24 protein-coding genes are annotated in these 25135 nt (G+C 73.5%); 10 read left to right on the forward strand and 14 right to left on the reverse strand.

From position 1 onward, the window contains the following. Window positions 1-388 precede the first annotated feature (388 nt). The 3 genes from ABZZ79_RS10885 to ABZZ79_RS10895 all read left to right on the forward strand — a co-directional run bounded on the left by ABZZ79_RS10885 (window position 389) and on the right by ABZZ79_RS10895 (window position 2972). Window positions 389-1690: an MFS transporter gene (locus ABZZ79_RS10885; RefSeq protein WP_356688582.1), complete on the forward strand. Its 1302-nt coding sequence runs from the start codon at window positions 389-391 to the stop codon at window positions 1688-1690. Window positions 1691-1858: 168 nt separating this feature from the next. Further along, entirely contained in the window at window positions 1859-2554 is a 696-nt protein-coding gene (locus ABZZ79_RS10890; protein ID WP_356688583.1) for a L,D-transpeptidase, read from the forward strand. A 232-nt stretch (window positions 2555-2786) separates the two neighbouring features. Then, window positions 2787-2972: a hypothetical protein gene (locus ABZZ79_RS10895; RefSeq protein ID WP_356688584.1), complete on the forward strand. Its 186-nt coding sequence runs from the start codon at window positions 2787-2789 to the stop codon at window positions 2970-2972. A 7-nt stretch (window positions 2973-2979) separates the two neighbouring features. On the opposite strand, the gene ABZZ79_RS10900 is transcribed toward ABZZ79_RS10895, so the two are convergent. The 3 genes from ABZZ79_RS10900 to ABZZ79_RS10910 all read right to left on the reverse strand — a co-directional run bounded on the left by ABZZ79_RS10900 (window position 2980) and on the right by ABZZ79_RS10910 (window position 6404). Continuing rightward, on the reverse strand, window positions 2980-4335 hold the full coding sequence (locus ABZZ79_RS10900; RefSeq protein WP_356688585.1) for a S1 family peptidase: 1356 nt from the start codon (window positions 4333-4335) through the stop codon (window positions 2980-2982). A gap of 103 nt (window positions 4336-4438) precedes the next feature. Then, window positions 4439-5236, reverse strand: coding sequence for an SAM-dependent methyltransferase (locus ABZZ79_RS10905; protein WP_356688653.1), 798 nt, complete (start codon window positions 5234-5236; stop codon window positions 4439-4441). Between the two features lie 91 nt (window positions 5237-5327). Further along, entirely contained in the window at window positions 5328-6404 is a 1077-nt protein-coding gene (locus ABZZ79_RS10910) for a DUF3800 domain-containing protein (RefSeq protein ID WP_356688586.1), read from the reverse strand. An 89-nt stretch (window positions 6405-6493) separates the two neighbouring features. On the opposite strand from ABZZ79_RS10910, the gene ABZZ79_RS10915 reads away from it, so the two are divergent. After that, on the forward strand, window positions 6494-6883 hold the full coding sequence (locus ABZZ79_RS10915; protein WP_356688587.1) for a PPOX class F420-dependent oxidoreductase: 390 nt from the start codon (window positions 6494-6496) through the stop codon (window positions 6881-6883). Between the two features lie 14 nt (window positions 6884-6897). Here ABZZ79_RS10915 and ABZZ79_RS10920 read toward each other — a convergent pair whose 3' ends face one another. Both ABZZ79_RS10920 and ABZZ79_RS10925 read right to left on the reverse strand, forming a co-directional pair. After that, the gene (locus tag ABZZ79_RS10920; protein WP_356688588.1) at window positions 6898-7329 is read right to left on the reverse strand and encodes a zinc ribbon domain-containing protein; all 432 of its coding nucleotides are present in this window, start codon (window positions 7327-7329) and stop codon (window positions 6898-6900) included. 173 nt (window positions 7330-7502) lie between these two features. Then, entirely contained in the window at window positions 7503-8240 is a 738-nt protein-coding gene (locus ABZZ79_RS10925; RefSeq protein ID WP_356688589.1) for a TetR family transcriptional regulator, read from the reverse strand. A gap of 177 nt (window positions 8241-8417) precedes the next feature. Here ABZZ79_RS10925 and ABZZ79_RS10930 point away from each other — a divergent pair, with 177 nt between their 5' ends. Then, complete coding sequence (locus tag ABZZ79_RS10930; RefSeq protein ID WP_356688590.1) at window positions 8418-9248, forward strand: hypothetical protein; 831 nt, start codon at window positions 8418-8420, stop codon at window positions 9246-9248. A 260-nt stretch (window positions 9249-9508) separates the two neighbouring features. Here ABZZ79_RS10930 and ABZZ79_RS10935 read toward each other — a convergent pair whose 3' ends face one another. The 4 genes from ABZZ79_RS10935 to ABZZ79_RS10950 all read right to left on the reverse strand — a co-directional run bounded on the left by ABZZ79_RS10935 (window position 9509) and on the right by ABZZ79_RS10950 (window position 13698). After that, complete coding sequence (locus tag ABZZ79_RS10935) at window positions 9509-9892, reverse strand: hypothetical protein (protein ID WP_356688591.1); 384 nt, start codon at window positions 9890-9892, stop codon at window positions 9509-9511. A gap of 257 nt (window positions 9893-10149) precedes the next feature. Then, complete coding sequence (locus ABZZ79_RS10940) at window positions 10150-11076, reverse strand: MurR/RpiR family transcriptional regulator (RefSeq protein WP_356688592.1); 927 nt, start codon at window positions 11074-11076, stop codon at window positions 10150-10152. Window positions 11077-11314: 238 nt separating this feature from the next. Next, window positions 11315-12931 (reverse strand): glycosyltransferase family 39 protein, encoded by a 1617-nt coding sequence (locus ABZZ79_RS10945; protein WP_356688593.1) that lies wholly within the window; start codon window positions 12929-12931, stop codon window positions 11315-11317. A gap of 113 nt (window positions 12932-13044) precedes the next feature. After that, window positions 13045-13698 (reverse strand): nucleoside/nucleotide kinase family protein, encoded by a 654-nt coding sequence (locus tag ABZZ79_RS10950; protein WP_356688594.1) that lies wholly within the window; start codon window positions 13696-13698, stop codon window positions 13045-13047. 100 nt (window positions 13699-13798) lie between these two features. On the opposite strand from ABZZ79_RS10950, the gene ABZZ79_RS10955 reads away from it, so the two are divergent. From ABZZ79_RS10955 to ABZZ79_RS10970, 4 genes are all read left to right on the forward strand, one after another. After that, the gene (locus ABZZ79_RS10955; protein ID WP_356688595.1) at window positions 13799-14539 is read left to right on the forward strand and encodes a beta-phosphoglucomutase family hydrolase; all 741 of its coding nucleotides are present in this window, start codon (window positions 13799-13801) and stop codon (window positions 14537-14539) included. Beyond that, window positions 14536-16878, forward strand: coding sequence for a glycosyl hydrolase family 65 protein (locus ABZZ79_RS10960; protein ID WP_356688596.1), 2343 nt, complete (start codon window positions 14536-14538; stop codon window positions 16876-16878). Before ABZZ79_RS10955 ends, ABZZ79_RS10960 begins: the two co-directional genes overlap by 4 nt. A gap of 219 nt (window positions 16879-17097) precedes the next feature. Further along, entirely contained in the window at window positions 17098-18558 is a 1461-nt protein-coding gene (locus ABZZ79_RS10965; RefSeq protein WP_356688597.1) for a hypothetical protein, read from the forward strand. 84 nt (window positions 18559-18642) lie between these two features. Further along, window positions 18643-19590, forward strand: a complete 948-nt coding sequence (locus tag ABZZ79_RS10970) for a lysylphosphatidylglycerol synthase domain-containing protein (RefSeq protein WP_356688598.1) — start codon at window positions 18643-18645, stop codon at window positions 19588-19590. Between the two features lie 70 nt (window positions 19591-19660). Here ABZZ79_RS10970 and ABZZ79_RS10975 read toward each other — a convergent pair whose 3' ends face one another. The 3 genes from ABZZ79_RS10975 to ABZZ79_RS10985 form a co-directional block, all read right to left on the reverse strand. Then, on the reverse strand, window positions 19661-20614 hold the full coding sequence (locus ABZZ79_RS10975; RefSeq protein ID WP_356688599.1) for a hypothetical protein: 954 nt from the start codon (window positions 20612-20614) through the stop codon (window positions 19661-19663). An 11-nt stretch (window positions 20615-20625) separates the two neighbouring features. Beyond that, on the reverse strand, window positions 20626-22098 hold the full coding sequence (locus tag ABZZ79_RS10980; protein WP_356688600.1) for an APC family permease: 1473 nt from the start codon (window positions 22096-22098) through the stop codon (window positions 20626-20628). A 363-nt stretch (window positions 22099-22461) separates the two neighbouring features. Then, window positions 22462-22680: a hypothetical protein gene (locus ABZZ79_RS10985; RefSeq protein ID WP_356688601.1), complete on the reverse strand. Its 219-nt coding sequence runs from the start codon at window positions 22678-22680 to the stop codon at window positions 22462-22464. A 149-nt stretch (window positions 22681-22829) separates the two neighbouring features. On the opposite strand from ABZZ79_RS10985, the gene ABZZ79_RS10990 reads away from it, so the two are divergent. Further along, the gene (locus tag ABZZ79_RS10990) at window positions 22830-23159 is read left to right on the forward strand and encodes a hypothetical protein (protein WP_356688602.1); all 330 of its coding nucleotides are present in this window, start codon (window positions 22830-22832) and stop codon (window positions 23157-23159) included. Window positions 23160-23247: 88 nt separating this feature from the next. On the opposite strand, the gene cpt is transcribed toward ABZZ79_RS10990, so the two are convergent. Together cpt and ABZZ79_RS11000 are read right to left on the reverse strand one after the other, a co-directional pair. Beyond that, on the reverse strand, window positions 23248-23781 hold the full coding sequence (cpt, locus tag ABZZ79_RS10995; protein WP_356688603.1) for a chloramphenicol phosphotransferase CPT: 534 nt from the start codon (window positions 23779-23781) through the stop codon (window positions 23248-23250). Window positions 23782-24071: 290 nt separating this feature from the next. Then, complete coding sequence (locus ABZZ79_RS11000; protein WP_356688604.1) at window positions 24072-24962, reverse strand: Gfo/Idh/MocA family oxidoreductase; 891 nt, start codon at window positions 24960-24962, stop codon at window positions 24072-24074. Between the last annotated feature and the right edge of the window lie 173 nt (window positions 24963-25135).

Here is a 25135-nt window from a genome sequence, read left to right on the forward strand (position 1 = left end):
CGGCCCGTTGCGCCGCCGCTGGGCCGCGGACATCACCGGCCCGTGCGCCCCTGGGCCGCGAACGCCAGTGGCACGTCCGCCCCCGGGGCCGCGGGACATCACCGGCCCGTGCACGCGTACACGGACAGCCGCCGTTCCTCCCACCGGGCGTCCCGCTCCCGCCGGAAGCGGGCGGTGTCGCTGCGCGCGATCGCCGGACAGGAGCCGAGAGCGCCGATCACGACACCGAGGAGCGCGGGGAGTCGCTGAAGGAAGGAGCGGGCATGGCCGCACGCTGTCCGGCGAGTCGGTCCTGTGGTGACCGACCCTCAACTCCTCAGAATCGCTTAAGTGTTGGTGTAGATCCTTTCACTTGTCCTGCGACGGAGAGGTGCGGCAGCGTGCTGATGTGACCGACATCCGCTCCGACTCATCCCGGCGCACCCGCCCCGACTCACCCTGGCACGTCCGCGACTTCCGTACGCTCTTCACCGCCACGACGCTCAGCCAACTCGGCACGAACGTCGGCTATGTGGCCGTCCCGCTGGTCGCCGTGGCCGCGCTCGACGCGAGCCCCGGCGCGGTGGGGGCACTGGCCGCCCTCAGCACCCTGGCGTTCCTGCTGATCGGCCTGCCCGCCGGGGCCTGGGTGGACCGGATGCGCCACCGCCGTGTCCTGATCGGCGCCGATCTGATCCGCGCCGCCCTCAACGCCTCGGTGCCGCTGGCCTGGTGGCTGGACGCCCTCACCCTCGGACATCTCTTCGCGGTCGTGCTGCTGACCGGCTGCGCGACCGTGTTCTTCGACATCGGCTCGCAGAGCACCCTGCCCGGCCTGGTCGGGCGGGAGGCCCTCGTGGGGGCCAACTCGGCCGTGGTCAGCCTCCAGGCGGTGAGCAACATCGCCGGCCGCGGGGCGGGCGGTGGCCTGGTCCAGGCGCTGACCGCGCCCGTCGCCGTCCTGTTCACGGCCCTCGCCCACCTCGCCTCCGCGCTGAGGCTCATCGCCCTCGACGGACGGCAGGCGCCGTCCCGTGCCGCGCCGCAGGCGCCGCTGCGCGCGCAGATCGCCGAGGGCCTGCGCCATGTCCTCGGCAACCCCGAACTGCGTGCCCTCGCGCTCACCGCCGCCCTCACCAACCTCGGCGTCCAGATCGTCAACACCATGCTCCCGGTGCTGTTCGTCCGCGAACTCGGCCTGTCGGCAAGCGCCCTGGGCCTGTTCTGGGCGGCGGGCGGCCTCGGCCTGCTGCTCGGCGCCCGGTGCGCCCGCCCGCTGGCCGCGCGCCTCGGCCACGGCCGCGCCCTCGCCCTCGTCGGGCCGCTCCTCGCGCCCGCCGCGCTGCTGGTGCCGCTCGTCGGACGCGGGTCCTGGCTGTGGGCCGCCGGAGCGGGCTGGGTGCTGGCCATGGCGAAGATCGGCACGGAGAACGTCCTCGGGGTGAGCCTGCGCCAGCGGATGACACCGGACGATCTGCTCGGCCGTATGAATGCCACCTTCCGGTTCATGCTCACCGGCGCGCTCGCGGTCGGTGCCGCGCTGTCGGGGCTGCTCGGCGAACTGGCGGGGGTGCGCGTGACGCTGTGGGCGGGTGCCGCGGTGGCGGCGGTCTCGTTCCTGCCCGTGCTCCTGTCGCCGGTGCGTGTCCGCCGGGCCCTCCCGCCGCGGCAGCCGGAGCCCGCCGCCGGCCGGGCGGCGCGGACGGCGTGAGAAGGTCTCCCGCGGCCGCCCGGGACTTCGGGGGACGGCGGCGCGGGTGGCTCATGTCACCGTTTCGTCGCGAAACGCCCGGGGATGCAACCCTGACCCGGCGGAGCCGGTCTAGGACACAGAGTCGCACGGCACACGTGCGGCCGTACGGGAAGGTCGGGACCACCCATGGGGGACATACACAGACGAGGAGCCGCCGTCGTCGGGGCGGGCGCGCTGATGGCGCCGCTCGCCCTCGGTCTCGGCGCGACTCCCGCCCAGGCCGCGAGCTGCACCACGCAGACCGGGCCCTACCAGAAGAAGGTCGAGAAGTTCCTCGGCCTGCCGGTCGACGGCGTGCAGTCGCCCACCGACTGCCAGAAGATCAAGGCCTTCCAGGACAAGCACGGCATCAAGCCGAACATCGGCTACGCCGGCCCCGTCACCTGGGGCGTCATGGACCTCATGCTCAAGCAGCGGGCCGTGGGGAACAACCCCAACAAGGACGGCAAGTGCCCGACGAACAAGGGCCGCATCGCCTGTGTGAACCTCACGCTGCAGATCAGCTGGATCCAGGACGGCAGCCGGCTGGTGTACGGCCCGGTGCCGGTGCGCACGGGCCGCGACGGCTACGAGACCCGGACCGGGCTGAAGAAGATCTACTGGCGTGACATCGACCACGTCTCGACGATCTACGACGTCCCCATGCCCTACAGCCAGTTCTTCGACGGCGGCCAGGCCTTTCACTCGGTGCAGCTGAGCATGTGGAACCCGCCGGGCTCGCACGGCTGCGTCAATATGACGACCGCCACAGCCAAGAAGTACTGGGGACTGCTGAAGAAGGGCGACGACGTCTTCGTGTACGGCCGCAAGCCGGGCACCTGAGCCGCGCGCGGGGCATCCGAGCCGCACGCCGGGCACCTGAGCCGCACGCCGGGCATCCGATCTGCAAGCGGGGCAGGTCGGGGCCGCGAACCGGGCGTCGGTCGGGCCCCGTCCACCCTCTGGACGCTTGAATTCCGCTTGAGCTCCGGACTGGTGGGACGTGATCAGCGACACGGTCCCATATGTCCGCTTTGCACGTCCTTACTCACACGGCCTTCACTCCTGGCGCCGTATGCTTCACAGCATGTCCACCAGTGTTGAACCCGTTTCCGAGCGATCGGCCGCGGAGGTCAACGAGGAGATCCGGGCGCTGTGGCGCCGGGCGGGCGGGACACTGACCATCGAGCAGCGCGAGGAATACCAGCGGCTCGTGATGGAGTGGGCCGCCGTGGCCCCGCAGCAGACGCGGGCGGCGTGAGCGCCGCTCACCCCCAGGTCGCCGAGTAGTACCTGCGATAGGCCTGGCGGTCCTGTTCCGCGCGGATGAACCGCGTGGCGACCAGGGCCACCAGGCTGCCGGCGATGATCAACAGCCCCGGCCCCACGTTCCTGGGGTCGGCCAGCCTCGACAGCAGTGTCGACGCCTGGACCCCGTTCACCGGCGCCGACGACCCCGGCGTGGTGTCACCGGGCGCGACCGCGCCCGCGGGGTCCGAACCGGCCGCCTGCCCAGGCGCGCCACCCGGCTGCTGTCCCGCACCGATCAGCCGGACGCCCAGCACCTTCATGGCCTCGGTCACCGGCTGGAAGAACGTCGTACCGCCCACCGCGCAGTCGCCGCTGCCGCCCGAGGTGATGCCCAGCGCGATGCCCTCGGAGAACAACGGCCCTCCGCTGTCCCCGGGTTCGGCGCACACATCCGTCTCGATGAGCCCGCTCACGCTGCCCTCGGGGTAGTTGACGGTCACATCGAGATTGCGGACCACCCCGTCGTGCAGTCCGCTGGTGCTGCCGCTGCGGAACACCCGCTGCCCGACCGAGGGTTCGGCCGCGCCCGTGATCCGCAACCCCTGTCCGCCGCCGACGTCCACCACGTCGGCGCCCTCGCCCGCCCGGCCCCCGGCATAGGTCACCAGCGAGTAGTCGTCGCCGGGGAAGCTGTTGCGCACGGTCCGGCCCACCTCCTGACTGCCCCGGGTGTCGGAGAACCACACCGAGCCGGTGGGCCCGCAGTGCCCGGCCGTCAGGATGAAGTCCGCGCGGCCGTCCGTGACGTTGAAACCGGCCGAACAGCGCCCCGCCGTGGACAGGATCGGCCGCGCCCCGTTCAGCCGGGTGGTGAAGACGCTCTCCGTGCGCTCCATGCGCACCGGGGCACCGAGGCCCTCCGCCAGGTCCTGCAACCGGGCCCAGTCGGCCGCGGAGACCGTGGGGTCGGCCCGCAGCACCACCTCGTTGGCGCGGTAGTCCACCGCCCAGGCCGTGCCCGCCACCACCGGCGTCGCGCTCAGGGCCGCGGTGGCCGACCTCAGCTCGCCCAGACTGTGCGGGACGACCTTCGCCGTGACCCCCGCCCTCCGTACCTCGGCGGCCGCACGGGTGTCGGTGACCGCGACCACCGGACGTCCGTCGGCGCCGATCCAGCTGCCCGCCGCACGGGAGTCACCGAGCCGGGCCACCAGATCGGCCCCGGCGGCGCCGGGCGCCGCCGGGGCCGAGGCGCGTGGCGGGGCGGGCTCGCTCGCGACCGCCTGTCCGACCATGGTGCCTCCCAGAAGAAGGCCGCCGACGGCCGCCAGCCGCGTCACTCGCCGGACGATCCGTCGTCGTGCGTGCCCCATGCATGGCTCCCGAACCCCTCAAGGACGCGGCACCGACACCGCGGAGGCGCTCCCGCAGTCGAGCGCCCACCCTCCATACGCACCGCGTCCCCGGGGTGTTCAGTCACGCCTTGCGAGCCACCCCGCCGAACATCGCGACCTCCTCCGGCTCCGCTCCGGCCGCGTGCTCGGGCCGCCAGCGCGAGCAGGACACCACGCCCGGCTCCAGCAGGTCGAGCCCGTCGAAGAAGCGGGTCACGGCCTCGGGCGTGCGCTGGGTCAGCTTCGGAGTGCCGTGCTCGTTCCAGAACTTCACGGCCTCGTCCACGTCCGGCATCGACGGGCTGGTGATGGTGTGCGAGAGCACCAGGTGGCTGCCCGAGGGCAGCGCGTCCGTCAGCCGCTTCACCAGGCCGTACGGGTCCTCGTCCTCACCGATGAAGATGACCACGCCGAGCAGGATCAGCGCCACCGGCCGGCTGAAGTCCAGTGTCCTGGAGGCGTGTTCGAGGATCGCGTCGACGTTGCGCAGGTCCTCGTCGAGGTAGTCGGTCTGGCCCTCCTCGGTACTGGTGAGCAGGGCGCGGGCGTGGGCCAGGACCAGCGGGTCGTTGTCGACGTACACGATCCGCGACTCGGGGGCGATCCGCTGGGCCACCTCATGGGTGTTGTCGGCGGTGGGCAGGCCCGTGCCGATGTCCAGGAACTGGCGGATGCCCTGGTCGGCGACCAGATGACGCACGGCCCGGCCCAGGAACAGCCGGTCGGCGCGGGCGTACTCGCCGATCCCCGGGTGGAGTTGGCGTATCTGGTCACCGGCGGCGCGGTCGACCTCGTAGTTGTCCTTGCCGCCGAGCCAGTAGTTCCAGATCCGCGCGGTGTGCGGCTGCGAGGTGTTGATCCGGGCGCGCAGCTCCTCCATGGTGGGTTCTGCGGACGCCGGGTTCTCGGTCACGGGATTCAGCTCCTGGGGTGCCGGGTCGAAACAGGGGGCAACGAGCAATCTAGACACCTCAGTTGATCTCCGCCACATCCATGCCCAGCCGGGATCGGCTCCGCACGTCTCCCCACACCGAATCGGCGCCGACGTACGGCCGCAGCAGCGCGGTGAGCCGGGGGTCGGGGTCGCCGTGTCCGCCGAGCTCGTCGGAGGCGATCTTGCGGGCGATCCCCGCGAGGAAGTCGGCGAGTTGGACGCGTGCGTCGTCGCGCGAGTCGACGCGGCGGACCGAGTCGAGGGCGACACCGGTGCGCCGGGCCCGCGCCACGATCAGGGCGACGCGCTCCGGGGTGAGCATGTTCTGCTCGTCGTGCACGAGCCGCACCCGGTGCCCTCCGGCGCTCCAGTGGGCGGCCGTCCGGACGACGGCCTGCGGCAAGGGGTCGAGCAGCGGGATCGGCACCGGCCCGGCCAGGACCCGCGCCCGATAGGCGTCCGCGCGTCCGCGGGTTCCCGCCAGCGCGTCGAGCACGTTCGCCGCCGGGCCGCCGGGATGCGCCAGGCGCAGCGCGTCGAGCGTGGCGTAGAACGCGTCGACGGGGGCGTCCGGTTCGCTGTCGGCGCGGACGCGCAGCAACTGGTTGGCGGACTCCAGGAACTGTCTGCGCTCCTCGGGTCCGAACTCGTGGCGGGCGGCCCGGAACAGCGCGGGGGCGGGGGCGGGGTCGCCGAGCAGCAGTCCGACGGCCCGGTCGACGACGAAGTAGGCCTTCTCCACCAGATGCACATGGGCCCGCCCGTGCAGCGGGCCCGAAGGGGCCAGCAGCCACTCCAGGACCGGGCGGTTCCTCTCCCGCAGCAGATGGCCGGCCTTGTACTCCTCGGCGGGCGAGCCGATGCGGTCGCGGATGTGCTGTACGTGTCCGGCGGCCGTGGCGGTCGGCAGCAGCACACTGGCGTGCGCGAAGACGTCCGTGTTGCCGGTGGTGAGGTTCTCGCCGTCGGAGCCGGACTCGTCGCAGGCGACCTCCCGGGTGTCGGCGGAGTCCGGTGCCTCGCGGGCGCGGTGGGCGCTCGGGGTGTGGCAGGCGGTGTCCCGGCCGGTGTCCGCCGGCCCGGCCCGTGCGCCGCTCTCCCGGTTCCCGGTCACACCACGGCTCCCTGTCCTGTGCCCTGGAGCCATGGTCCCGCACCGGCCGCCGAAGGGGGACAGGGCCGCCGACACCTACACTGCCGGGCATGGACACCACCACACTGGACCGGCTCGCCGCGGGCAAGTACCTCCTGGTCACCAGCTACCGCAAGAACGGCACGACGGTCGCGACCCCGGTGTGGGTCGTGCGCGACGGCGACGCGCTGGGGGTCTGGACGGCCGCCGACTCCTGGAAGGTCAAGCGGATCCGCAACCGGGCCGACGTCCTGGTCGGCCCCTGCGACCTGCGCGGCAACCCGACCGGCGAGCAGGTCCCGGGCACGGCCGAGATCTGCGACGAGGCGACAAGTGCCCGCTACCGCACGCTCGTCGCCCGCAAGTACGGCATCCTCGGCCGGCTCACGCTGCTCGGCAGCCGGCTGCGCCGCGGGACCAGGGGCACCCTCGGCATCCGGGTCGTGCTCACCTCCGGCTGACGCGGAGCTCCCGGTCAGGTCCAGGCGCGGTACGGCTCGTCGACGAGCTGGAAGACGGGCTCGCCGCGCACCGGGTCCTTGGCCGTGGAGAGCCGGACGCGGTCGCCGCTGTGGATGCCGATCGGCGGGCCCATCACCCGGCCGCGGATCACAAAGCCCTCGGCCATCTCGATCAGCGACACATTGCGCGCGGCGGGGGTGTTGCGGTGCACCACCGTGGAGTGGCGGACCGTGCCGACGCCCTCGCTGCGCTCGGTGCGCAGCTCGCTGCCCTGACACACCGGACACAGCAGCCGGTGGTACATCGCGGTGCCGCACCAGGTGCAGCGCTGGAAGTGGATCGTCTCCGGGGCGGCTTCCGCGGCGCGGCCGGTGGGACGGTGGTCGAGTACGCCCGCGGCGGAGCCGACCGCCTGCTGAGCGACGCTTCCTGAGTGGTGGTACACGCTGGCAACTCCCTGCACTCGGCCGGAATCCCGCACGCGGCAGGCCGCGCACGGCTGTGCGCGGTTGGCCGTGCCACCGTGCACGGCCACAGCGTATGGCACTGAGTGCCAGCCGTAAAGGTACTCGGTCCCCGGATTTTCGGTACTGGGTCCCAGGTGTTTCCCCGGCGGGCTCAGTCGCGGGCCAGCGTCGTCTCCAGTTCCTGGACCACGCGCCACAGCGGCGCACCCCGCCGCGAGACCACGACCACGACGTCCTCGGGCTCCTCGGGCCGTACGACGGGCAGCGCCGGGCCCGCGCCGAACGCGGACCGCACCAGACCCAGCGCGTGGTCCACCGCCGCCTCCGGGTCGCTCGCGCCGTCGGAACGCAGCCAGGAGCGCAGCGCGTTGTTGTGCGCAGCGACCACCGCGGCCGCGATCACATCGGCCCGCAGGGTCCCGTCCGGCCGGTGGCGCAGCCGTCGGCGCAGATAGTCGCCGAGTGCCCGCTCGTAGCGCCACACCACCGACAGTTCGTACGCCCGCAGGCCCGGCACCTTCCTGGTGAGCCGGTAGCGCTGGGCCGAGAAGTCCGGGTTCTCGGCGTACATCAGCAGCACCAGCCGGGCCGCGTCGCACGCCCGTCGCACGGGGTCCTCGGTGCCGTCGCCCGCGGCCAGGAACGCCGTCATGTCGGCCAGGCAGCGCTCGTGATCGGGGAAGACCACGTCCTCCTTGGAGGGGAAGTACCGGAAGAACGACCGCCGTCCGACACCGGCCAGCGCCACGATGTCGTCCACGGTGGTCTGTTCGTACCCCCGCTGTGTGAACAGCCGGAACGCCGCCTCGACCAGGGCGTCCCGCATGGGCGGCTTCCCGGCCGTGCCGGACTTCTCGTCGCGCCGGGGCGCGGTGCTGGGGGAGGTCATGGACGGGAAACGTAGCAGCCGCGGGGGTCCGATGGCACTCAGTGCAGTCCCGAGAGGGAACTGAGTGCTCTTGATCACTCGGAAGGGCCCCCACCTGCGCGAATACCGTCGGAGTCGGCCGAGTAGCCTGACCGGGTCCGGTGACGCCCCCGGGCGCGCACCCGCGAGGAGTCCCGTATGCCCGAGGCCCGGCACCGCCTGCTGTACGTCACCGACCTGGCCTACCCGGCGCGCGGGCGGCGCTACTGCGACGAGGACATCCGGCTCACCGCACGGCTGCGGGAGGACTTCGACCTCGCGCTGTGCCATCCGCGCGACGCGGCGGCGCTGATGCACGCCTTCGACGCCGTGGTCGTGCGCAACAGCGGCCCCGTCCTCGGACACCTGGACGCCCACGACGACTTCCGCGCCCGCGCCCGGCGCGCGGGGACACGGGTCTACAACCCGCTCACCGGCAAGGCGGACATGGCGGGCAAGCAGTATCTGCCGGACCTCAGCGCGGCCGGGTACCCGGTGATCCCCACCGTCGACCGGGCGGCCGACCTGCACCGGCTGCCGTCGGCCGAGCGGTACGTGATCAAGCCCAAGCTCGGCGCGGACTCCATAGGCCTGCGGATCGTGTCCACCGTCGATGCGGGCGACATGACCGACGGCGAGGTCCTGGTCCAGCCGCACATCGACTTCGCCTACGAGGTGTCCTTCTACTTCGTCGACCACGACTTCCAGTACGCGCTCCACGCTCCCGACCCCGACCGGCGCTGGGAACTGCGGCCGTACGAACCCACCGCCGCGGACCTGGAGTTCGCCCGATCCTTCATCGTCTGGAACGGTCTCGAACACGGCATCCAGCGCGTCGACGCCTGCCGGGCGCCCGGCGGTGAACTGCTGCTGGTGGAGCTGGAGGACCTCAACCCGTATCTGTCGCTCGACGCCCTGCCGCAGGAGCGCCAGGACGACTTCGTGGCGGCGATGTCCGCGTCCCTGCGGCGCTTCCTGGCCGGCGCCTGACGCGCCGGTCCCGCCCGCGCGGGACGTGCGGGCAGCCGACAGGCCCGGGCCTCAAGGGGAGTCGGCCCGGGCGTCGGCCCGGCTGAGCCCGGACCCGTGGGATGGGGAGCGGGTCCGAGCGGGGACCCAGCCGGCGTACAAGGGGTGCGATCGGGGCGGTCGGCGCCCCGGGTGTGGTCGGTGGTTTTGGCGGGGGTCAGCGCCCCGCGGTCGGTCGGGGCGGTCGGCGCCCCGGGTGTGGTCGGTGGCCTTGGCGGGGGTCAGCGCCCCGCGGTCGTGCGGTCGGCCAGTGCCTCGCTCACCGCACGCACACTGCGCGCGATGTGCTGCAACTGCATGACCTCGGCGGCGTACATCTTGATGGTGTGCTCGATGACCGACTCCGGCATGCCGAGCCGCGGCAGGTCGGCGCGGGCGGTCTGGAGCGCGGTACGGGCGACCCGGACCTCCTGCTGGACCTGGATCTGCGCGTGCCGGGCCAGCAGGACCGGATGACGCATCAGCGCGGGATAGCTGGCATAGCGCGCCGGCACGAGCTCGCGCAGCCACCTGGCGGCCGAGCGCTCCCAGTCATAACTGCCGGGAGTCTTGACCTGGCACGGCCAGTCCGGGCCTGTGCGCATCGTCATTATGGTCATGATCATCGCTTCCGGGTCGTGCGGCGTCGTGGGGATCTCCACGGGGTCGTGGGCGGCCCCGGCCTAGGGGATGACCGGGGCCGTCCACGGGGGCTCGCGCAAGCGATGCCCGACCGGACACCCAGCTGCCGACGCGGGTAGGTGACGGCGGGGCCGGGTGTGTCCGCGACAGTATTTATATATACCGCTGGGTATGCAATAAGCATGAAAAAATTCATGCCGCTTTTGCGGTGATGCGAACCGAAGAGCGGCCCTCGACGACCTCAGTCCTTGAGGAAGAATTGATGCTGCTCGGAGATCTGCTCGTACTCCTCCAGCCGCGCGTGGGTGCGCTCGGGGTCCGCGTCGGTCATGGCCTGGAGCAGTGCGGAGGCCATCAGACCGGGTGCGGCATAGGAGTCGAACACCAGCCGGGACCCGGTCCCGGTGGCGAAGGTGACATCGGCCTCGTCGGCCAGCGGCCCGAGCGCCAGGTCGGTGATCAGCGCCACCCGCAGCCCCGCCCCGCGCGCCACCCGTACCGCCGTCAGCGTCTCCTGCGCGTGCCGCGGCATGGAGAACGCCAGCACCCAGGTGCCGCCCGCCTCGTGCGACTGGAGCAGCGCGTCGTAGGCGACACTGCCGCCGCGCGTCACCAGCCGTACGTCCGGATGGATGCGGCGCGCCGCGTAGGCGAAGTACTCGGCGAGGGAGGCCGAGATGCGCAGACCGAGGACCGTCAGCGGGGTCGACCGCGACAGCTTGCGGCCGATGTCGATCAGCCGGCCGGGGGCGGCGAAGTCGCGGCGCAGGTTCTCCAGGTTCTCGATCTCCGCGTCCACCGCGGCCTGGAGCTCGTTGCCCGTCTCCTCGGAGACCGACGGCCCGCCGATCGAGCCGAGGGCGATGGCCTGCAACTTCTCGCGCAGCGCGGGGTAGCCGCTGAAACCGACCGCCGCCGCGAACCGGGTCACCGACGGCTGGCTCACCCCGACCCGGTCCGCGAGGTCGGTGATCGACAGGAACGCGGCCTCGGTGAGGTGGTCGATCAGGTACTGGGCGATGCGACGCTGGCCGGGCGAGAGCCGCGGCCTGTCGAAGAGCGTCCTGAGCTGGGAGGCCGGCGCGGCCGGCGCGGCCTCATCCTCGGCGGCCGCGCTGCCCGAGCTGATCGCCGACGCCTGTGCGCGTGCCTGCTGCTGCGATGGCACCGGTGTGCCTCCTTCATTGCCCACAGACGTTCAACATAGCTCACCCCAGCCTTCTGACCAGCGCTAAGCGCCCCAACAGGCAGCGTTCGCCCCGTCGCGACGCCCGGCACGCCCGCTCGCCGCACCGGGCGCGAACCCGAGTACATCCAGTACGGGGGCCCGCACCCGGCACTCCCCCGGAGCACGCACCGGACGCCACGCCGCTCCTTGACGGGCCAGACGTTGCCCGCCGGGGCCGCTAGCGCCGGTAGACCGTGATGGAGTGCCCGACGTCCTCCACCGCCCGGCTGCTGCCCAGCAACTCGGCCAGCCGCCCCCGGGCCTTCGCCGCCGCGGAGTCGGACACGACCAGCAGTCCGCGCACCCGGTCCGCGGGGACGCGGCGTGGATCGGCCGCCAGGATGCCGTAGTAGGAGGGCACACCGCTGCCCTTGTAGACGAGCCACACGCGCTGTCCGGGCCAGCGCTCGCGCAGCCGCTCGGCGAGCCGGCCGAGATCCTGGCCCCAGTCCACGTTGGAGTCGTGCAGCCGCAGCCGGGTGGCGGCCGGACCGCCGAACGCCTCGTTGGAGTACGGGAGATAGAAGGGGTACGCCCGCGCCGAGCTGACCGCGACGAACAGCGCGAGCGCCGCCGCCGCGGCCGGCGCCCACCGCCGACGCAGCGCCGGCACCCCGGCCGCCGCCACCGCGAGGAACATCGGCAGGAACACCGCGTACCGCGTCCCGAAGTCCCGCGAGCCCCACATCGCCGCCGCCAGCAGCACGGCGGCGGGCGCCAGCAGATAGGGCGCGGCCGGCCGCAGTCGCCGTACGGCCGTCAGCGACACCGCCCCGGCCGTCCACAGGGCGAGCATGCCCAGCGGGGTCTTCACCAGCAGCGCGGCCGGCAGGTAGTACCAGAGCGAGCCGGTGTAGAGGCGGCCGAACAGGAAGCCCTTCCAGGGCCGGTTCTCCAGGGCGAACTGGAGCCGCATCCCGTCCCGGAACGGCTCCGGCAGCGGCAGCAGACCGACCAGCACCCCGCGCAGCCCCCGTACGTCCGGCACCCGCACCGGCGCCCAGCGCAGCCGCGGATCCACCGTCAGATACGCCCCCCAGACGACGGCCAGGGCGACCAGCGCCACAACCCCCGCCCCCGCCAGCGCCCTTGCCCGGGCGCCCGGCCGCGCGTGCCGCACGGACAGCGCGGCCAGGGCCGCCAGCACGGGCAGCGCCGCCAGCGCGTTCATCCGGGTGGCCACCGCCGCCCCGAGCGCGGCTCCCGCGAGCGGCAGGTACAGTCCCGGCCGACGACGTGCCCGCCAGGCCAGCCACACCGACGTCAGCAGAAACCCGGCCGCGGGCACGTCCAGCGTGGCCAGCGAGCCGTGCGCGATGACATCGGGGGAGAAGGCGTACAGCGCCAGCGCCACCGACCCGCCCGCGGGGCCGGTCAGTTCACCGGCGAAGGCGAAGACGACCAGGCCGAACAGCAGGGTCAGCGCGATCACCGGGAGCCGCGCGCAGAGCATCAACCGCCACGGGTCGTTGCCCGACTCGTACAACAGCCGCCGCCCCAGCAGCCCTTGGTCCGCGGGCAGCGGCGGCTCCAGCCGGGGACCGGCGAACGCCGCCCCGGCGCCGATCAGCAGCTTGCCCAGCGGCGGGTGTTCGGGGTTGTGGCGCAGGCTGTGCTCGCGCCACTGGACGACGGCCGCGCCCACGTACACGGGTTCGTCGATGGTGGGGGTCTGCCGTACGGCCGTGGTCACCATGGCGACCGCCATCTGCCCGAGCAGCACCGCCACGGCCAGGCGGACCGCCCAGCGCGACCGCAGGACCCGCCGGAGCCCGGTGAGCAGTGAACGCCGCATTACCCCACCTTCGCACCGGTCGTCGGGAGAAGACCGGAACCACCCTGTACTTCGCCCCCGACAAGGGGTACGGGCCTCGGCTTCCGGACACTCAAACGCGTGTGCACCCAGGGCTACGGCACCGGCACCGCCGCCCCCGGCACCACCAGATCCGCCCGGTGCCGGGTCGTCGCGATCAGGTCCGCGTTGTGCTGGTCGGTGCCCAGCACCCAGGCCACCGCCTCCTCATGGGCCTTGCCGAACTCCTTGTGCCGGGCGACCAGCCGTCCGATCCGCTCGGTCTCCTCCAGCTCGCAGAACCACACCTCGTCCAGCTCGGCCCGCACCCGCGCCCAGGCGCCCGTCCCCAGCAGCAGATAGTTGCCCTCCGTCACCACCAGCCGCGCCGACGGCGGCACCGGCACCGCGCCCGCCAGCGGCTGCTCCAGGACCCGCTCGAAACCCGGCGCGTAGACCGTGTCCGGGCCGTCCGCCTCCACCCGCAGCCGGCGCAGCAGCGCGGCGTACCCGGCCGCGTCGAAGGTGTCCGGGGCGCCCTTGCGGTCCCGTCTGCCCAGCCGGTCCAGCTCCCCGTCGGCGAGATGGAAGCCGTCCATCGGCACATGCGCCACCCACGGCTCGCCCCCGGTGTCGAGAGCGCGGACCAGATGCTCGGCCAGGGTCGTCTTGCCCGCGCCCGGAGCGCCCGCGATGCCCAGCAGGGCACGGCCGCCGCCCGCGGCGAGGGCACGGGCACGGACGAGGAGGTCGTCGAAGGTCACAGCCACACCCAGGAGTGTGGCAGCCCGCCCCAGGACGTCTTGAACCAGACCCACCCGCACACGAGTCGGTCATAAGAAGGCCGCCGAGCGGGCAGGCGTGACCTCTATGACGGAACTCGGTCTCCCCGAAGGAATCCAGGCCTGCCTGTTCGACCTCGACGGCGTCGTGACGAAGACGGCCGTGGTGCACGCGGCCGCCTGGAAGGAGATGTTCGACGCGTTCCTGCGTGAGCGCGAGGGCCCCGGCTACCGGCCGTTCGACGCGGTCGGCGAATACGGCGAGTACGTCGACGGCCGCCCCCGCGCGGACGGCGTACGCACCTTCCTCGCCTCGCGCGGCATCGAACTGCCCGAGGGCGGCCCGGACGACCCGCCCCGGGCGGACACCGTGCACGGCCTCGGCAACCGCAAGAACGAACTGCTGCTGGAGAAGATCCGCACCGGCGGTGTCCAGGCGTACGAGGGCACGCTGCGCTACATCGAGGCGGTGCGCGCCGCGGGGATGCGCACCGCGGTCGTCTCGGCCAGCGCCAACTGCCGTGACGTGCTGCGCGCGGTCCACGCCGAGGACCTGTTCGACGTCCGGATCGACGGGATCGTGGCCGCCGAGCGCGGCCTGCCCGGCAAGCCGCGCCCTGACACGTTCCTCGCCGCCGCCCGGGACCTGGGCCTGGCCGCCGGGCAGGCGGCGGTGTTCGAGGACGCGCTGGCCGGCATGGACGCCGCGCGCTCCGGCGGCTTCGGCTACGTCGTCGGCCTCGACCGCACCGGACAGACCGACGCGCTGTACGCGCACGGCGCCGACATCGTCGTGAAGGACCTCGCCGAACTGGGGGGCAACGCGTGATCGCCGGCCGCTCCTACACCGTCGAGCCGTGGACCGTGCGCGAGACATCGCTCGGCCTCGACGTCCTCGCGCAGAGCGAGTCGGTGTTCGCCCTGTCCAACGGCCATGTCGGCTGGCGCGGAAACCTCGACGAGGGCGAACCGCACGGCCTGCCCGGCTCCTACCTGGGCGGCGTCCACGAGGTGCACCCGCTGCCGTACGCCGAGGCGGGCTACGGCTACCCCGACCGCGGGCAGACCGTCATCAACGTCACCAACGGCAAGGTGCTGCGGCTCCTCGTCGACGACGAACCCTTCGACCTGCGCTACGGCCGCCTGGTCTGCCACGAGCGCACCCTGGACCTGCGCCGGGGCGTCCTGGAACGGGTCTGCGAGTGGACATCCCCGGCGGGCACCACCGTGCGGGTGCGCTCCACCCGGCTGGTCTCCCTCACCCAGCGGGCGATCGCCGCCGTCGCCTACGAGGTGGAGCCCGTGGACGGCCGCACCCGGGTGGTCGTCCAGTCCGAACTGGTCGCCAACGAGTCGCTGCCCGACGCCGTCGGCGACCCGCGCGCCGCCGCCGGCCTGAAGTCGCCCCTGGAACCGGAGGAGTCCTTCGCCTCCGGCAGCCGGCTGCGCCTGGTCCACCACACCCGCAACAGCGGCCTGAGGGTCGCCGTCGCCGCCGACCACACCGTCACCGGCCCCGAGGGCACCCGGACCGGCGCCGAGAGCGACCCGGACGTGGCCCGGCTGACCGTCACCTCCGTACTGGAGCCCGGACAGCGGCTGCGGGTGGAGAAGTTCGTCGCGCACGGCTGGTCCGGCACCCGGTCCCGGCCCGCGATGAGCGACCAGGTCGACGCGGCCCTCGCCGCCGCCGCGCACAGCGGCTGGGCCGGACTCCTCGCGGAGCAGCGGGCCCACCTCGACGACTTCTGGACCCGCGCCGACGTCGAGGTGGACGGCGACGAGGAGATCCAGCAGGCCGTACGCTTCGCCCTCTTCCACGTCCTGCAGGCCGGCGCCCGCGCCGAGGGGCGCGCCATTCCCGCCAAGGGCCTGACCGGCTCCGGCTACGACGGACACGCCTTCTGGGACACCGAGACCTTCGTGCTGCCGCTGCTCACCTACACCTCGCCCGACGCGGTCGCCGAGGCCCTGCGCTGGCGGCAGAGCACCCTGCCCGCCGCCCGCGAGCGCGCCGCCCAGCTCGGCCTGCGCGGCGCCGCGTTCCCCTGGCGCACCATCGAGGGCTCCGAGGGCTCGGCGTACTGGCCGGCGGGCACCGCCGCCTTCCACGTCAACGCCGCCATAGCCGACGCCGTCGTCCGGTACGTCTCCGCCACCGGCGACACCGCCTTCGAGCGCGGGACCGGCGTCGAACTGCTGGTGGAGACGGCCCGGCTGTGGCGCTCGCTGGGCCACCACGACCCGCACGGCACGTTCCACATCGACGGCGTCACCGGCCCCGACGAGTACAGCGCGGTCGTCGACGACAACACGTACACCAACCTCATGGCCCGCGCGAACCTGCTCGCCGCGGCCGACGCCGTCGCACGCCACCCCGAACAGGCCGCGCGGCTCGGCGTCGACGAGGAGGAGAGCGCCGCCTGGCGGGACGCCGCCGAGGCCGTGCACCTCCCCTACAACCGCGAACTCGGCGTCCACGAGCAGCACGCGGGCTTCACCCGCCACCAGCGCTGGGACTTCGAGGGCACCCGCCCCGACCAGTACCCCCTGCTGCTGAACTTCCCCTACTACGACCTCTACCGCAAACAGGTCGTCAAACAGGCCGACCTGGTCCTGGCGATGTACACCTGCCCCGACCACTTCGACGAGGAGCACATCGCCCGCAACTTCGCCTACTACGAGGCGCTCACCGTGCGGGACTCCTCCCTCTCGGCGTGCTGCCAGGCCGTCATCGCCGCCCAGGCGGGACACCTCGGCCTCGCCTACGACTACACCGCCGAGGCCGCGCTGATGGACCTCGCCGACCTGGAGCACAACACCCGCGACGGCCTGCACATCGCCTCGCTGGCCGGTACCTGGATGGCCCTGGTCGCCGGGTTCGGCGGCATGCGCCGGGACGCCCACGGGCTGCGCTTCGCCCCGCGTCTGCCCGAGCGCCTCGGCCGCCTCGCCTTCAACCTCCAGCTCCTCGGCCGCCGCCTGCGCGTGGAGATCTACCAGGACAAGGCCACGTACACGCTGCTCTGCGGGGAACCGCTGCGCATCCGCCACCACGGCGAGGTCCTGACCGTCACCCCCGACGGACCGGCCGTCCGCTCCGTCCCGGCCCCGGCGGCGCTCCCGGCGCCGCGACAGCCCGCGCACCGCCGCCCGGACAGCCGCTGACGGCACCGGCCTCCCCGCCGGGGCCGCGCAGGCCCCGGCAGAGGTCCCGCGGGACCCTCCCCAGAAGGACCGCGGGACCTCGCCCGGCCCGGCCCGGGTCATGCGGTCGGCCGTACGGCGCTCGGCACGCGCGCACGAAGTGGGTTAGTTTTTGCTTGTTTTCCCTGACAAAAGCTGGCCGTCCGGCGAGCCGTGCGAGCCGTGGGGGAGGGGCAGGCGATGGCCGACAGCGCGAGCGCCACCCGCGCCGGAACCCCGCGCCTGGCCCGCCCCGGCCCCACCACCCTCGTCGCGGCAGCCTTCGTCCTGGTCCAACTCCTGCTGATCTCCCCGCGCTTGGGCCTCGGCTGGGACGAGATCGTCTACGTCAGCCAGGTCGACGACCGCGCCCCCGCGGCCTTCTTCAGCGCACCGCGCGCCCGCGGGGTCACCCTGCTGGTGGCACCGGTCACCTCCTGGTCGGACTCCGTCGCAACTCTGCGCGTCTACCTGGCGGTCCTCGCCGGTCTCGGTCTCTACCTGGCCCTGCGCGCCTGGCGCGGCCTGTTCCCCGAACGCGTTCTCGCCACCGCGGGCGCGCTGTTCGCCTCCCTGTGGGTGACCCTCTTCTACGGCCCGCAGGCCATGCCCAACCACTGGGTCGCGATCGGCGCCCTGAGCTGCACCGGCTGCCTGCTGCGGGTCCGCGCCGACCGCCACGACCGGGCGGCCCTTTGGGGCGTCGCCGCGAGCGCCGCGCTGATGGCGCTGATGCGGCCCGCCGACGCGGTCTGGGCGACCCTTCCGCTGCTCGTCCTCGTCCTCGCGGTACGGCACCTGCGGCTGCTCGCCGCTCTCCTCGGGGGCCTGGTCGCCGGGGCGGCCGAGTGGGTGATCGAGGCCCGGATCAGCCACGGTGGCCTCACCGAGCGGCTGGACGAGGCCTCCCGCATCCAGGGCGGCCTCGGCTGGAACGTCGCGGTCGGGGACCAGCTGCGCGGCCTGGCCGGCCGCACCCTGTGCCGGCCCTGCACCGGCGACCTGCCCAACCCGGTGATCACCCTGTGGTGGCTCGCGCTGCCGCTGCTGGCCGGGCTCGGCCTGTGGATCGCCGTCCGGGCCGGGCGCACCGAACGCACCCTCGTCCCCCTGGCCTGCTCCTGCACCGCCGCCTTCCCCTACCTGTTCATGATCGGCTACACGGCACCGCGCTTCCTGCTGCCCGCCTATGCCCTGCTCTCGATCCCCGTCGCGGACGCGCTGTGGCATCCGGTGCGGCGGCCGCGCGGCACCCTGCGACCCCTCGTCACGGCCCTCGTCGCCGTCGCGGTCGCCGGGCATCTCGCCGGACAGTTCCTCGTCGCCCGGCACGTGGCCGAGCGCAGCCTCGGCGAACGCCGCGACTGGGCGCGCACGGCGGGCGAACTCCACCGGCTGGGCGTCCGCCCGCCCTGCCTGATCACCGGCCACCTGGCCATCCCGCTCGCCCACTACACGGGCTGCGCCTCCGCGAACACCCACGGCCACAACGCCAACACCACCGACGCGGACGTCCTGCGCACCGCCCGCGCCATGCCGGTCGCCGCCCTGAGCAGGTCCGGCGGACCTTCGCCCGGCTACGCCCGCTCCTGGGCGTCGTACCGCTTCGACGGGTTCGACGTGCGCGTCGCACCGGCGCTCCGGGAGGGCGGGAACGGATGAGAAGGCGGCAGTACTTGGTGATCCGAGAGAGCGGATCCGTATGAGGGGGCAGCCGTGGAGGGTCGTCCCGGAGGGCGGAACCGTATGACGTCTCAGCAGTGCACCACCGTCGCCCCGGCCCGCGGGCGCGCCTACTGGCACACGGCGGGCTCGCTCGCCGTCGTGGCGACCGCCGCGTTCCTCGCCCACCGGCACTGGCAGGTGCTGGAGAGCGGGGCGCTGCGGCTGGCCGTCGCCGACCAGGGGTGGCTGCTGGTGGGCGCGGCCGCGACGCTGCTGACCTGGATGTGCTCGGCGCTGGCCCAGCAGGGCGCCATCGCGCGGCCGTTGCCGCCGCGGCGGCTGGTGGCCGCGCAGTTCGCCGCCTCGGCCGCCAACCATCTGCTGCCCGCGGGCCTCGGCGCGGGCGCGGTGAACCTGCGCTTCCTGACGCGCTGCGGGATTCCCTGCGCGCGCGCCGCGACCGCGCTCGGCGTGAAGGCCGCGGCGAGCGCCCTGGTGCGCGGTGTGCTCATCGTCGCGCTGGCGCTCGCCTGTCCGGGCGTGCTCCAGGTGCCGCGCATCCCGCCGGCGGGCCTCGCCGCCGTCCTCGCGGTGGCCGTCGCCGTGGCCCTGCTGCTGGCCAGCCCGCTCGCGCCCCGCTGCCGACGGGCGCTGGTGGGGGTGCGCGCCGACATCAGGGCGGTGCACAGCCGCCCGTCGCGGGCGGCCGCCCTGTGGGGCGGCTCGCTGGCCTTCGCGCTGCTGCACGTGGCGGTCCTGGTCGCCGTCACCCAGGCCGTCGCCCTGCCGCTGGCGCCCGCCCGGGTCGCGCTGCTCTACCTCGCCGCGAGCAGCGCGGCGGCCCTGCTGCCCACGCCGGGCGGCCTCGGCTCCCTGGACGCCGTGCTCGCCCTGGCGCTGACGGCGGCCGGAGCCCCCGTCGAGGCGGCGGCCTCCGCCGTCATGGGCTACCGCCTGCTCACCGTCTGGCTGCCGCTGCTCCCGGGCCTGCTGGTGCTGGGACTGCTGATGCGCCGCCGGGCGCTGTGAACCCCGCCGCCCCGAACCGTCACGGGGGCGGGGCCGTGCGACGGACGGGGCCGCTCGCCGCGGTCCTCCGTCACCGCAGCACCTGGCCGCGCCAGCGCGTGAACTCCTTCACCGGATCGCCGGTGCAGACCCACGGCGTGCGCGTGGCCCGGCGGCCCAGCATCCCGAGCAGCGCGGCGGCGATGTCCGGGGTGTCCGCGTAACAGGCCGCGTGCGCCAGATGGTTGAGGTCACGCAGCTCCCACGGCTCGATCGCCTCCCACGGCCGCCCGGAGATCCAGCGCTGCCAGGTCCGGCGTACGTCGCTGACGGCGGCGTCGTGGCTCCAGTGCTGGCCCAGCCGGACCCGGGCCTGCTCGCCCCGGGCGGCGTCCAGGGCGTAGCGGTACTCCTCGACGCGGGCGTACTGCACCAGCACCGGCAGCGCGCAGCCGAACGGTGCCGCTCCGGCCGCGTCCCGGGCGAAGTCGTACATCTGGCCGTGCGTGCCGTGCCAGCGCGCCGAGTAGTAGTGCAGCACCTGGAGACGGCCCTCGACGCTGTAGGGGTCGCGCCGGTGCAACTCGTCCCACCAGCGGGCCAGTTCGCGACGCCGGGCACCCGAGGAGTACAGCCGGGCGACGCTGATCAGGGAGATCCACGGCGTCGGGTCGGCCGGGTCCGCCTCAGTCGCCGCCAGACACGCCCGCACCGCGGTGTCGACGCGGTCCTGGTCGATGGGCACGCCCCGGCCCGCCGCGATGGCCAGATGGAAGGCGCGGGCCGTCTCGGTGGCCGCCCGCAGCACCAGGGCGTCGGCGCTGTGCGGCTCGGCCGCCAGCCAGGACTCCACGGTGGAGCGGCCCGCGCAGGCCTGTGCCAGCAGCCGGACGCGATGGCCGCGCGCGGCCAAGTGCGGGCCGGTCGCCCGCAGCAGTTCCCGCAGGCCCTGCCAGCGGCCGATGAGGATGTCCTGCCGGGCGGCGGTGAGTGCGCTGTCGCCGCAGTCCGGGTCGAAGTCGGGGGAGAAACGGTCGCGTGCCATCGAGGGTCCCCTCAGAAGTCGGTGGGGAGGCCCTCGTGGACGCGGGCGGCCTCGGCCGCGCGGCGGTCCGGCACGTACTCCGTCGCGATGACCCGGGCGGCGTCCAGCCGGGCGGGGCGGTAGTAGTCGCTGCCCCGCCGCCGGTACCAGAACATCGGCACCAGCCCCACCGCCAGCCCGCCGACACCGATCGCGATCGAGGCGCCGCTCATCTCGCCGAGCGACTCCACGAAGATCAAGAACATGAACAGCGAGCCGAACAGCGGCCACACCCCGCCGAGCAGGAAACGCTTCGGCGAACTGAGCAGGACCCCGCGGTAGGCGACCACGACCGCGATCCCGGCCAGCCCGTAGTAGACGGCGATCTGCAGGCCCATCGCCCTGATCGCCTCGGCGAGGATGTCGCCCACCGAGCCCAGCGCGTTCGCGGCGAGGAACATCGCCAGCGCCACCGTGCCGACCACGGTGATCGCCACCCACGGGGTGTTCCACCGCCGGTGCATCCGGCCGAGCGCCGAGGGCATGGTCCGGTCCCGGCCCATCGCGAACAGCGACCGGGTCACCTGGATCAGCGTGGCCTCCAGGGTGGCGACGGTGGACAGCATCACCGCCAGCATCAGCAGCCGGCCGCCCCAGCCCGGCCAGATCTCCTCGCCCAGCACCGCCAGGACGTCCGCTCCGCTCTCCTGGATCTGCCGCGGGGTGAGGATCATGTTCACCGCGATCACGAACGCCTCGTACAGCAGGAAGACGATCGCGATCCCGATCAGCGCCGCCCGTCCCGTCGTACGACGGCTCTCGCGGGTCTCCTCGCTCAGATTGCCGGTGACGTCCCAGCCCCAGTAGCAGAACGCGGCGACCAGCGCGCCCGAGGCGAAGCCCGAGACGCCGTCGAAGTGGCCGAAGCCGAGCCAGGACCAGTCGAAGGGGCGGGCGCTGTCGGAGCGGAGCAGGGCCAGCCCCACGAACAGGACCAGGATGATCAGTTCCACTCCGGACATGAGCAGTTGGGCGCGCACGGTCAGCCGGGCGCCGCCGAGCACCACGGCCAGCATCACCAGGAACCACAGCGCGCCGACCGCCGTCGCGGCCCCCGTGCCGCCCGCGAGGTCCTCGTCGAACAGGGCCAGCGTCATCGCCCCGGCGGGCAGCGATCCGGCCAACATGAAGATGGTCGCCGACACCACCAGCGCCCAGCCGCTGATGAAGCCCAGAAAGGGGTGGAGCGTACGGCCCACCCAGGAGTAGCCGGCGCCCGCGTTCACGTCGATCCGGCCGAGGTGGCCGAACGCGAGCGCGATGCCGATCATGGGTATCGCGCAGTACAGCAGCGCCGCGGGGCTCGCCACGCCCACCACCGAGACGAGCACGGCCGTGGTCGCCGCCAGTGAGTACGCCGGGGCGCTGCCCGCGACGGCCATCACCACGGTGTCGAACAGGCCCAGCGCGCCGCCCTGAAGCCCTCGACCCCTGCTGTTGCTCATGGTGCGCTGCTTTCCGTCGTGCACGACGCGAGGGCGGCCGGCCCGGCGGCGTTGATGCTGTGGGGGGTGAACCCGCCGTGAACCGAGGAGGGTTGGCCTCGGGGTGGCGGGCGTCGCGTGGGGTGGTGGACACCGGCCGTCCCGCCCCGGCGACGGACGGTCACGGCCCTTGTGTGCGTGTGATGATAGCCCCACCGGTCGGGCCCTTGAGAAGGGCAACGGCCGTTGTCGCCCGTCCCGTTCCGCTTACGGCCGTCCAGCACCGTCTGCCGGGCGGTCCGCGGGGAGCGGGAGCAGCTCATGCCTTGGACCCGGGTGGCGCCCCTCGGCACGTCCCGGGTCCGTCAGTCGTACGGCCACGCCCTAGGGCAGCAGCTTGTCGAGGGCCGCGGGACCCTCTTGCGCCAGCTTCCGCTTTGCCCACTCCAGGGTGTTCGGAGTGAGGTCCTTGCCCGAGGCGAGGACGATGTCTTCCGGCGACACGTCGGCGCCGGTACGGGTGTGGAGGAGGTTGTCCGGAGTGGCGCGGTCCGGACGCCAGTGCGCCTCGGGCGGGGAAGCTTCGGGCTGTGAATTGGACATGATCGGTGCTCCTCCGGTGAGGGAGTGTGCCGCGGCCCCGGATGTCATCGGGTCCACTAACACCATTCAACGGCTCGGCGCGGAGTGCATCCGGAGGGCGGCGGGCCGAACCCGCGCGATACTCGACCGACCGGTGGAACGGAGGCGCGGTGGGGTTCGACGGCGAGGTCTGGCGGGTGCTGAGGGGCACGGAGCTCGTGGGTGACATCGTCATCGACGACGCGGACTTCCCCTGGCTGTCGGGACGCTTCGAGCCGGGTCCCGCCTACGACGGGGTCCGGGAGCTGTTCGCCCGCGAACTGGCGCTGGTCTCCGTGGAGGGCGACCTCGACGTGGAGGCCTGGGAGGCGGCGTACGACGAGATCCTTCGCCTTGTGTCCCTGGAGTCGCCGCGGGGGCCGGTGCCGGCGTTCCTGCTGCACATCGAGGGCGATGCAGCCTGGTTCCGGTGGAGCGACGAACCCGACGAGGATCCGTGACGGTGCCTGTGGTTCGGGGCGACTCGGGTCGCGTGGCGATGCCGTGGTGCCGCGCGGGCGCTCACCGGCCGTGGTGCCCAGCGGGCCCTCACCGCAGGTGCGCGGCGATTTCCCGCGCGCAGTCCACGGATTCGGTGCGGGCGGTGTCGATCTCCAGGTCGTAGGCCACGCCCCGGTGCACCAGCTCGGCCTGGGCCTCGGCCATGCCCACGACGCGGTCGCCGCGGGCCAGCTCACGCCCCGCGGCGACCGCGGGCGCGCAGCGCACCCCGACCCACAGCACGTCCAGGCCGTTCAGGGCCCGCAGCCAGCGCTTCTGGGACTCGGCGCCGCCGAGGAAGACGTCGTCGAGGACGATCCGGGCGCCCGCGCGGACCATCGCGGCCACGCCCGTCATCCAGGCCCCCTCCAGGTCCCGGAAGCCCGCGCCGACACCGATCGTGCCGTCCGGGGCGATGTCCAGGCCCTCCTCGGAGTCCCGCAGGGCGGCAGGCAGCGCGTCGACGAACGTGTCGACGCTCAGCGCGAGCCAGGGCTGAGGCAGCACGGCCTGGAGACAGCGCGCGATGCCGGTCTTGCCCGAGCTGGAGCCGCCGTTGAGGAAGATCACCTGAGTCGTCACCGCGCCACCCTAGGAGCGCGGCCATCGACGGCCAACCGCATTTCCCCGGCTGCCGCCGGGCTGCGTGGTCGCGTCGGCGTTCGTCGGTCGCCGGGCTGCGCTTCCGCCCGTTCTATTGGGTGTGTGGCTCTTGGGTGAGGGTGCGGGTGTGTGGTGGTTGTTCGCGCGGTTCCTCGCGCCCCTGGGGAGGTGCCCTGCTGGTTTCCGGGGTGCGTGGGACTGGGTTGTTCGGGGGCGCGGGGAGCTGCGCGAACGGCCGCTGGCGGGCTGCGGGTGAGGGCGCGTCCCCGTCATCCCTCGTCGGCGTTGAGCAGTGCCTCCGCCTCGGCGAGGATCTCCGTCACCCGCAGGCCGAACCCCGCGTCGCACGGATGCGGCCGGCCCGTGCGGACGGCGGTGAGCAGCGCGTCGGCCGCGCGGGACAGCGCGGGCACCGGGCCGTCGCCGCCGCGCGGCAGCCGGGCGACCCCGGCCGCGCCCCGCAGCTCCACGTCCGTGCCGGCCGCCGCGAGCGGGGCGGTGAGACTGAGGATGAGCGAGCTGAACGCGCCGCCCTCGTGCTCGACCACGAGGTGGGCCGTGTCCCCGGGGCCGTGCGCCGCGGACGCCACCCGCACCGCGTCGCCGAGCACCGGCAGCAGCACGGACAGCGCGTGCGGGCCGACGTCCCACAGCGCGCCCTTCTCCCGCCGCCACGGGGACTGCGCGAAGGGGCTGTCGCCGCCGCTGAAGACCGCCCCGAGCCACTGCGCCCGCGCGGTGAACCAGCCCTCCTCGGCGGCCTGTTCGGCGATCCACACCTCGGCCTCGGGCTGGAACCGGGTGGTGAAGAACACCACCGACGCGACCTGCGCCTCTCGCACGGCCTCGGCCACCGCCCGCGCCTGCGGGACCGTCGCGGCCAGCGGCTTGTCCAGCAGCAGATGACGTCCCGCGCGGGCGGCGCGTACCGCGAGGTCGGCCTGCACACCGGGCGGCAGCGCCACGGCGACGGCGTCCACGTCCTCCAGCAGCGCGTCGACATCGTCGTACGCGCGGGCCCCATGCAGGGTCGCCAGTTCCTTGGCGGCGTCCGGGCGGCGCCCCCACACCCCCGTGAGCTCCAGCTCCGGGTGGGCCTCCAGGGCGGGCGCGTGGGTCATCCGGGCCCACGGTCCGGTGCCGAGCAGTCCGATGCGCATACCGCCGCCTCTCCACGGTGCCGAACGTCGTGCCGACCGGCGGCCGGGCCACCGGTATGCAGGTGAGCGTCCCACAGGCCCCATGCCGCCGCGCAAGCCCCGTGACGCGGGCGCCCGGGGGGCGCAACGACGCACGACCGGTGATTTCGCCGGTGGCCACGGCCCGCGGGACC

The sequence above is a fragment of the Streptomyces sp. NPDC006458 genome, from assembly GCF_040612135.1.
Taxonomy (GTDB): domain Bacteria; phylum Actinomycetota; class Actinomycetes; order Streptomycetales; family Streptomycetaceae; genus Streptomyces.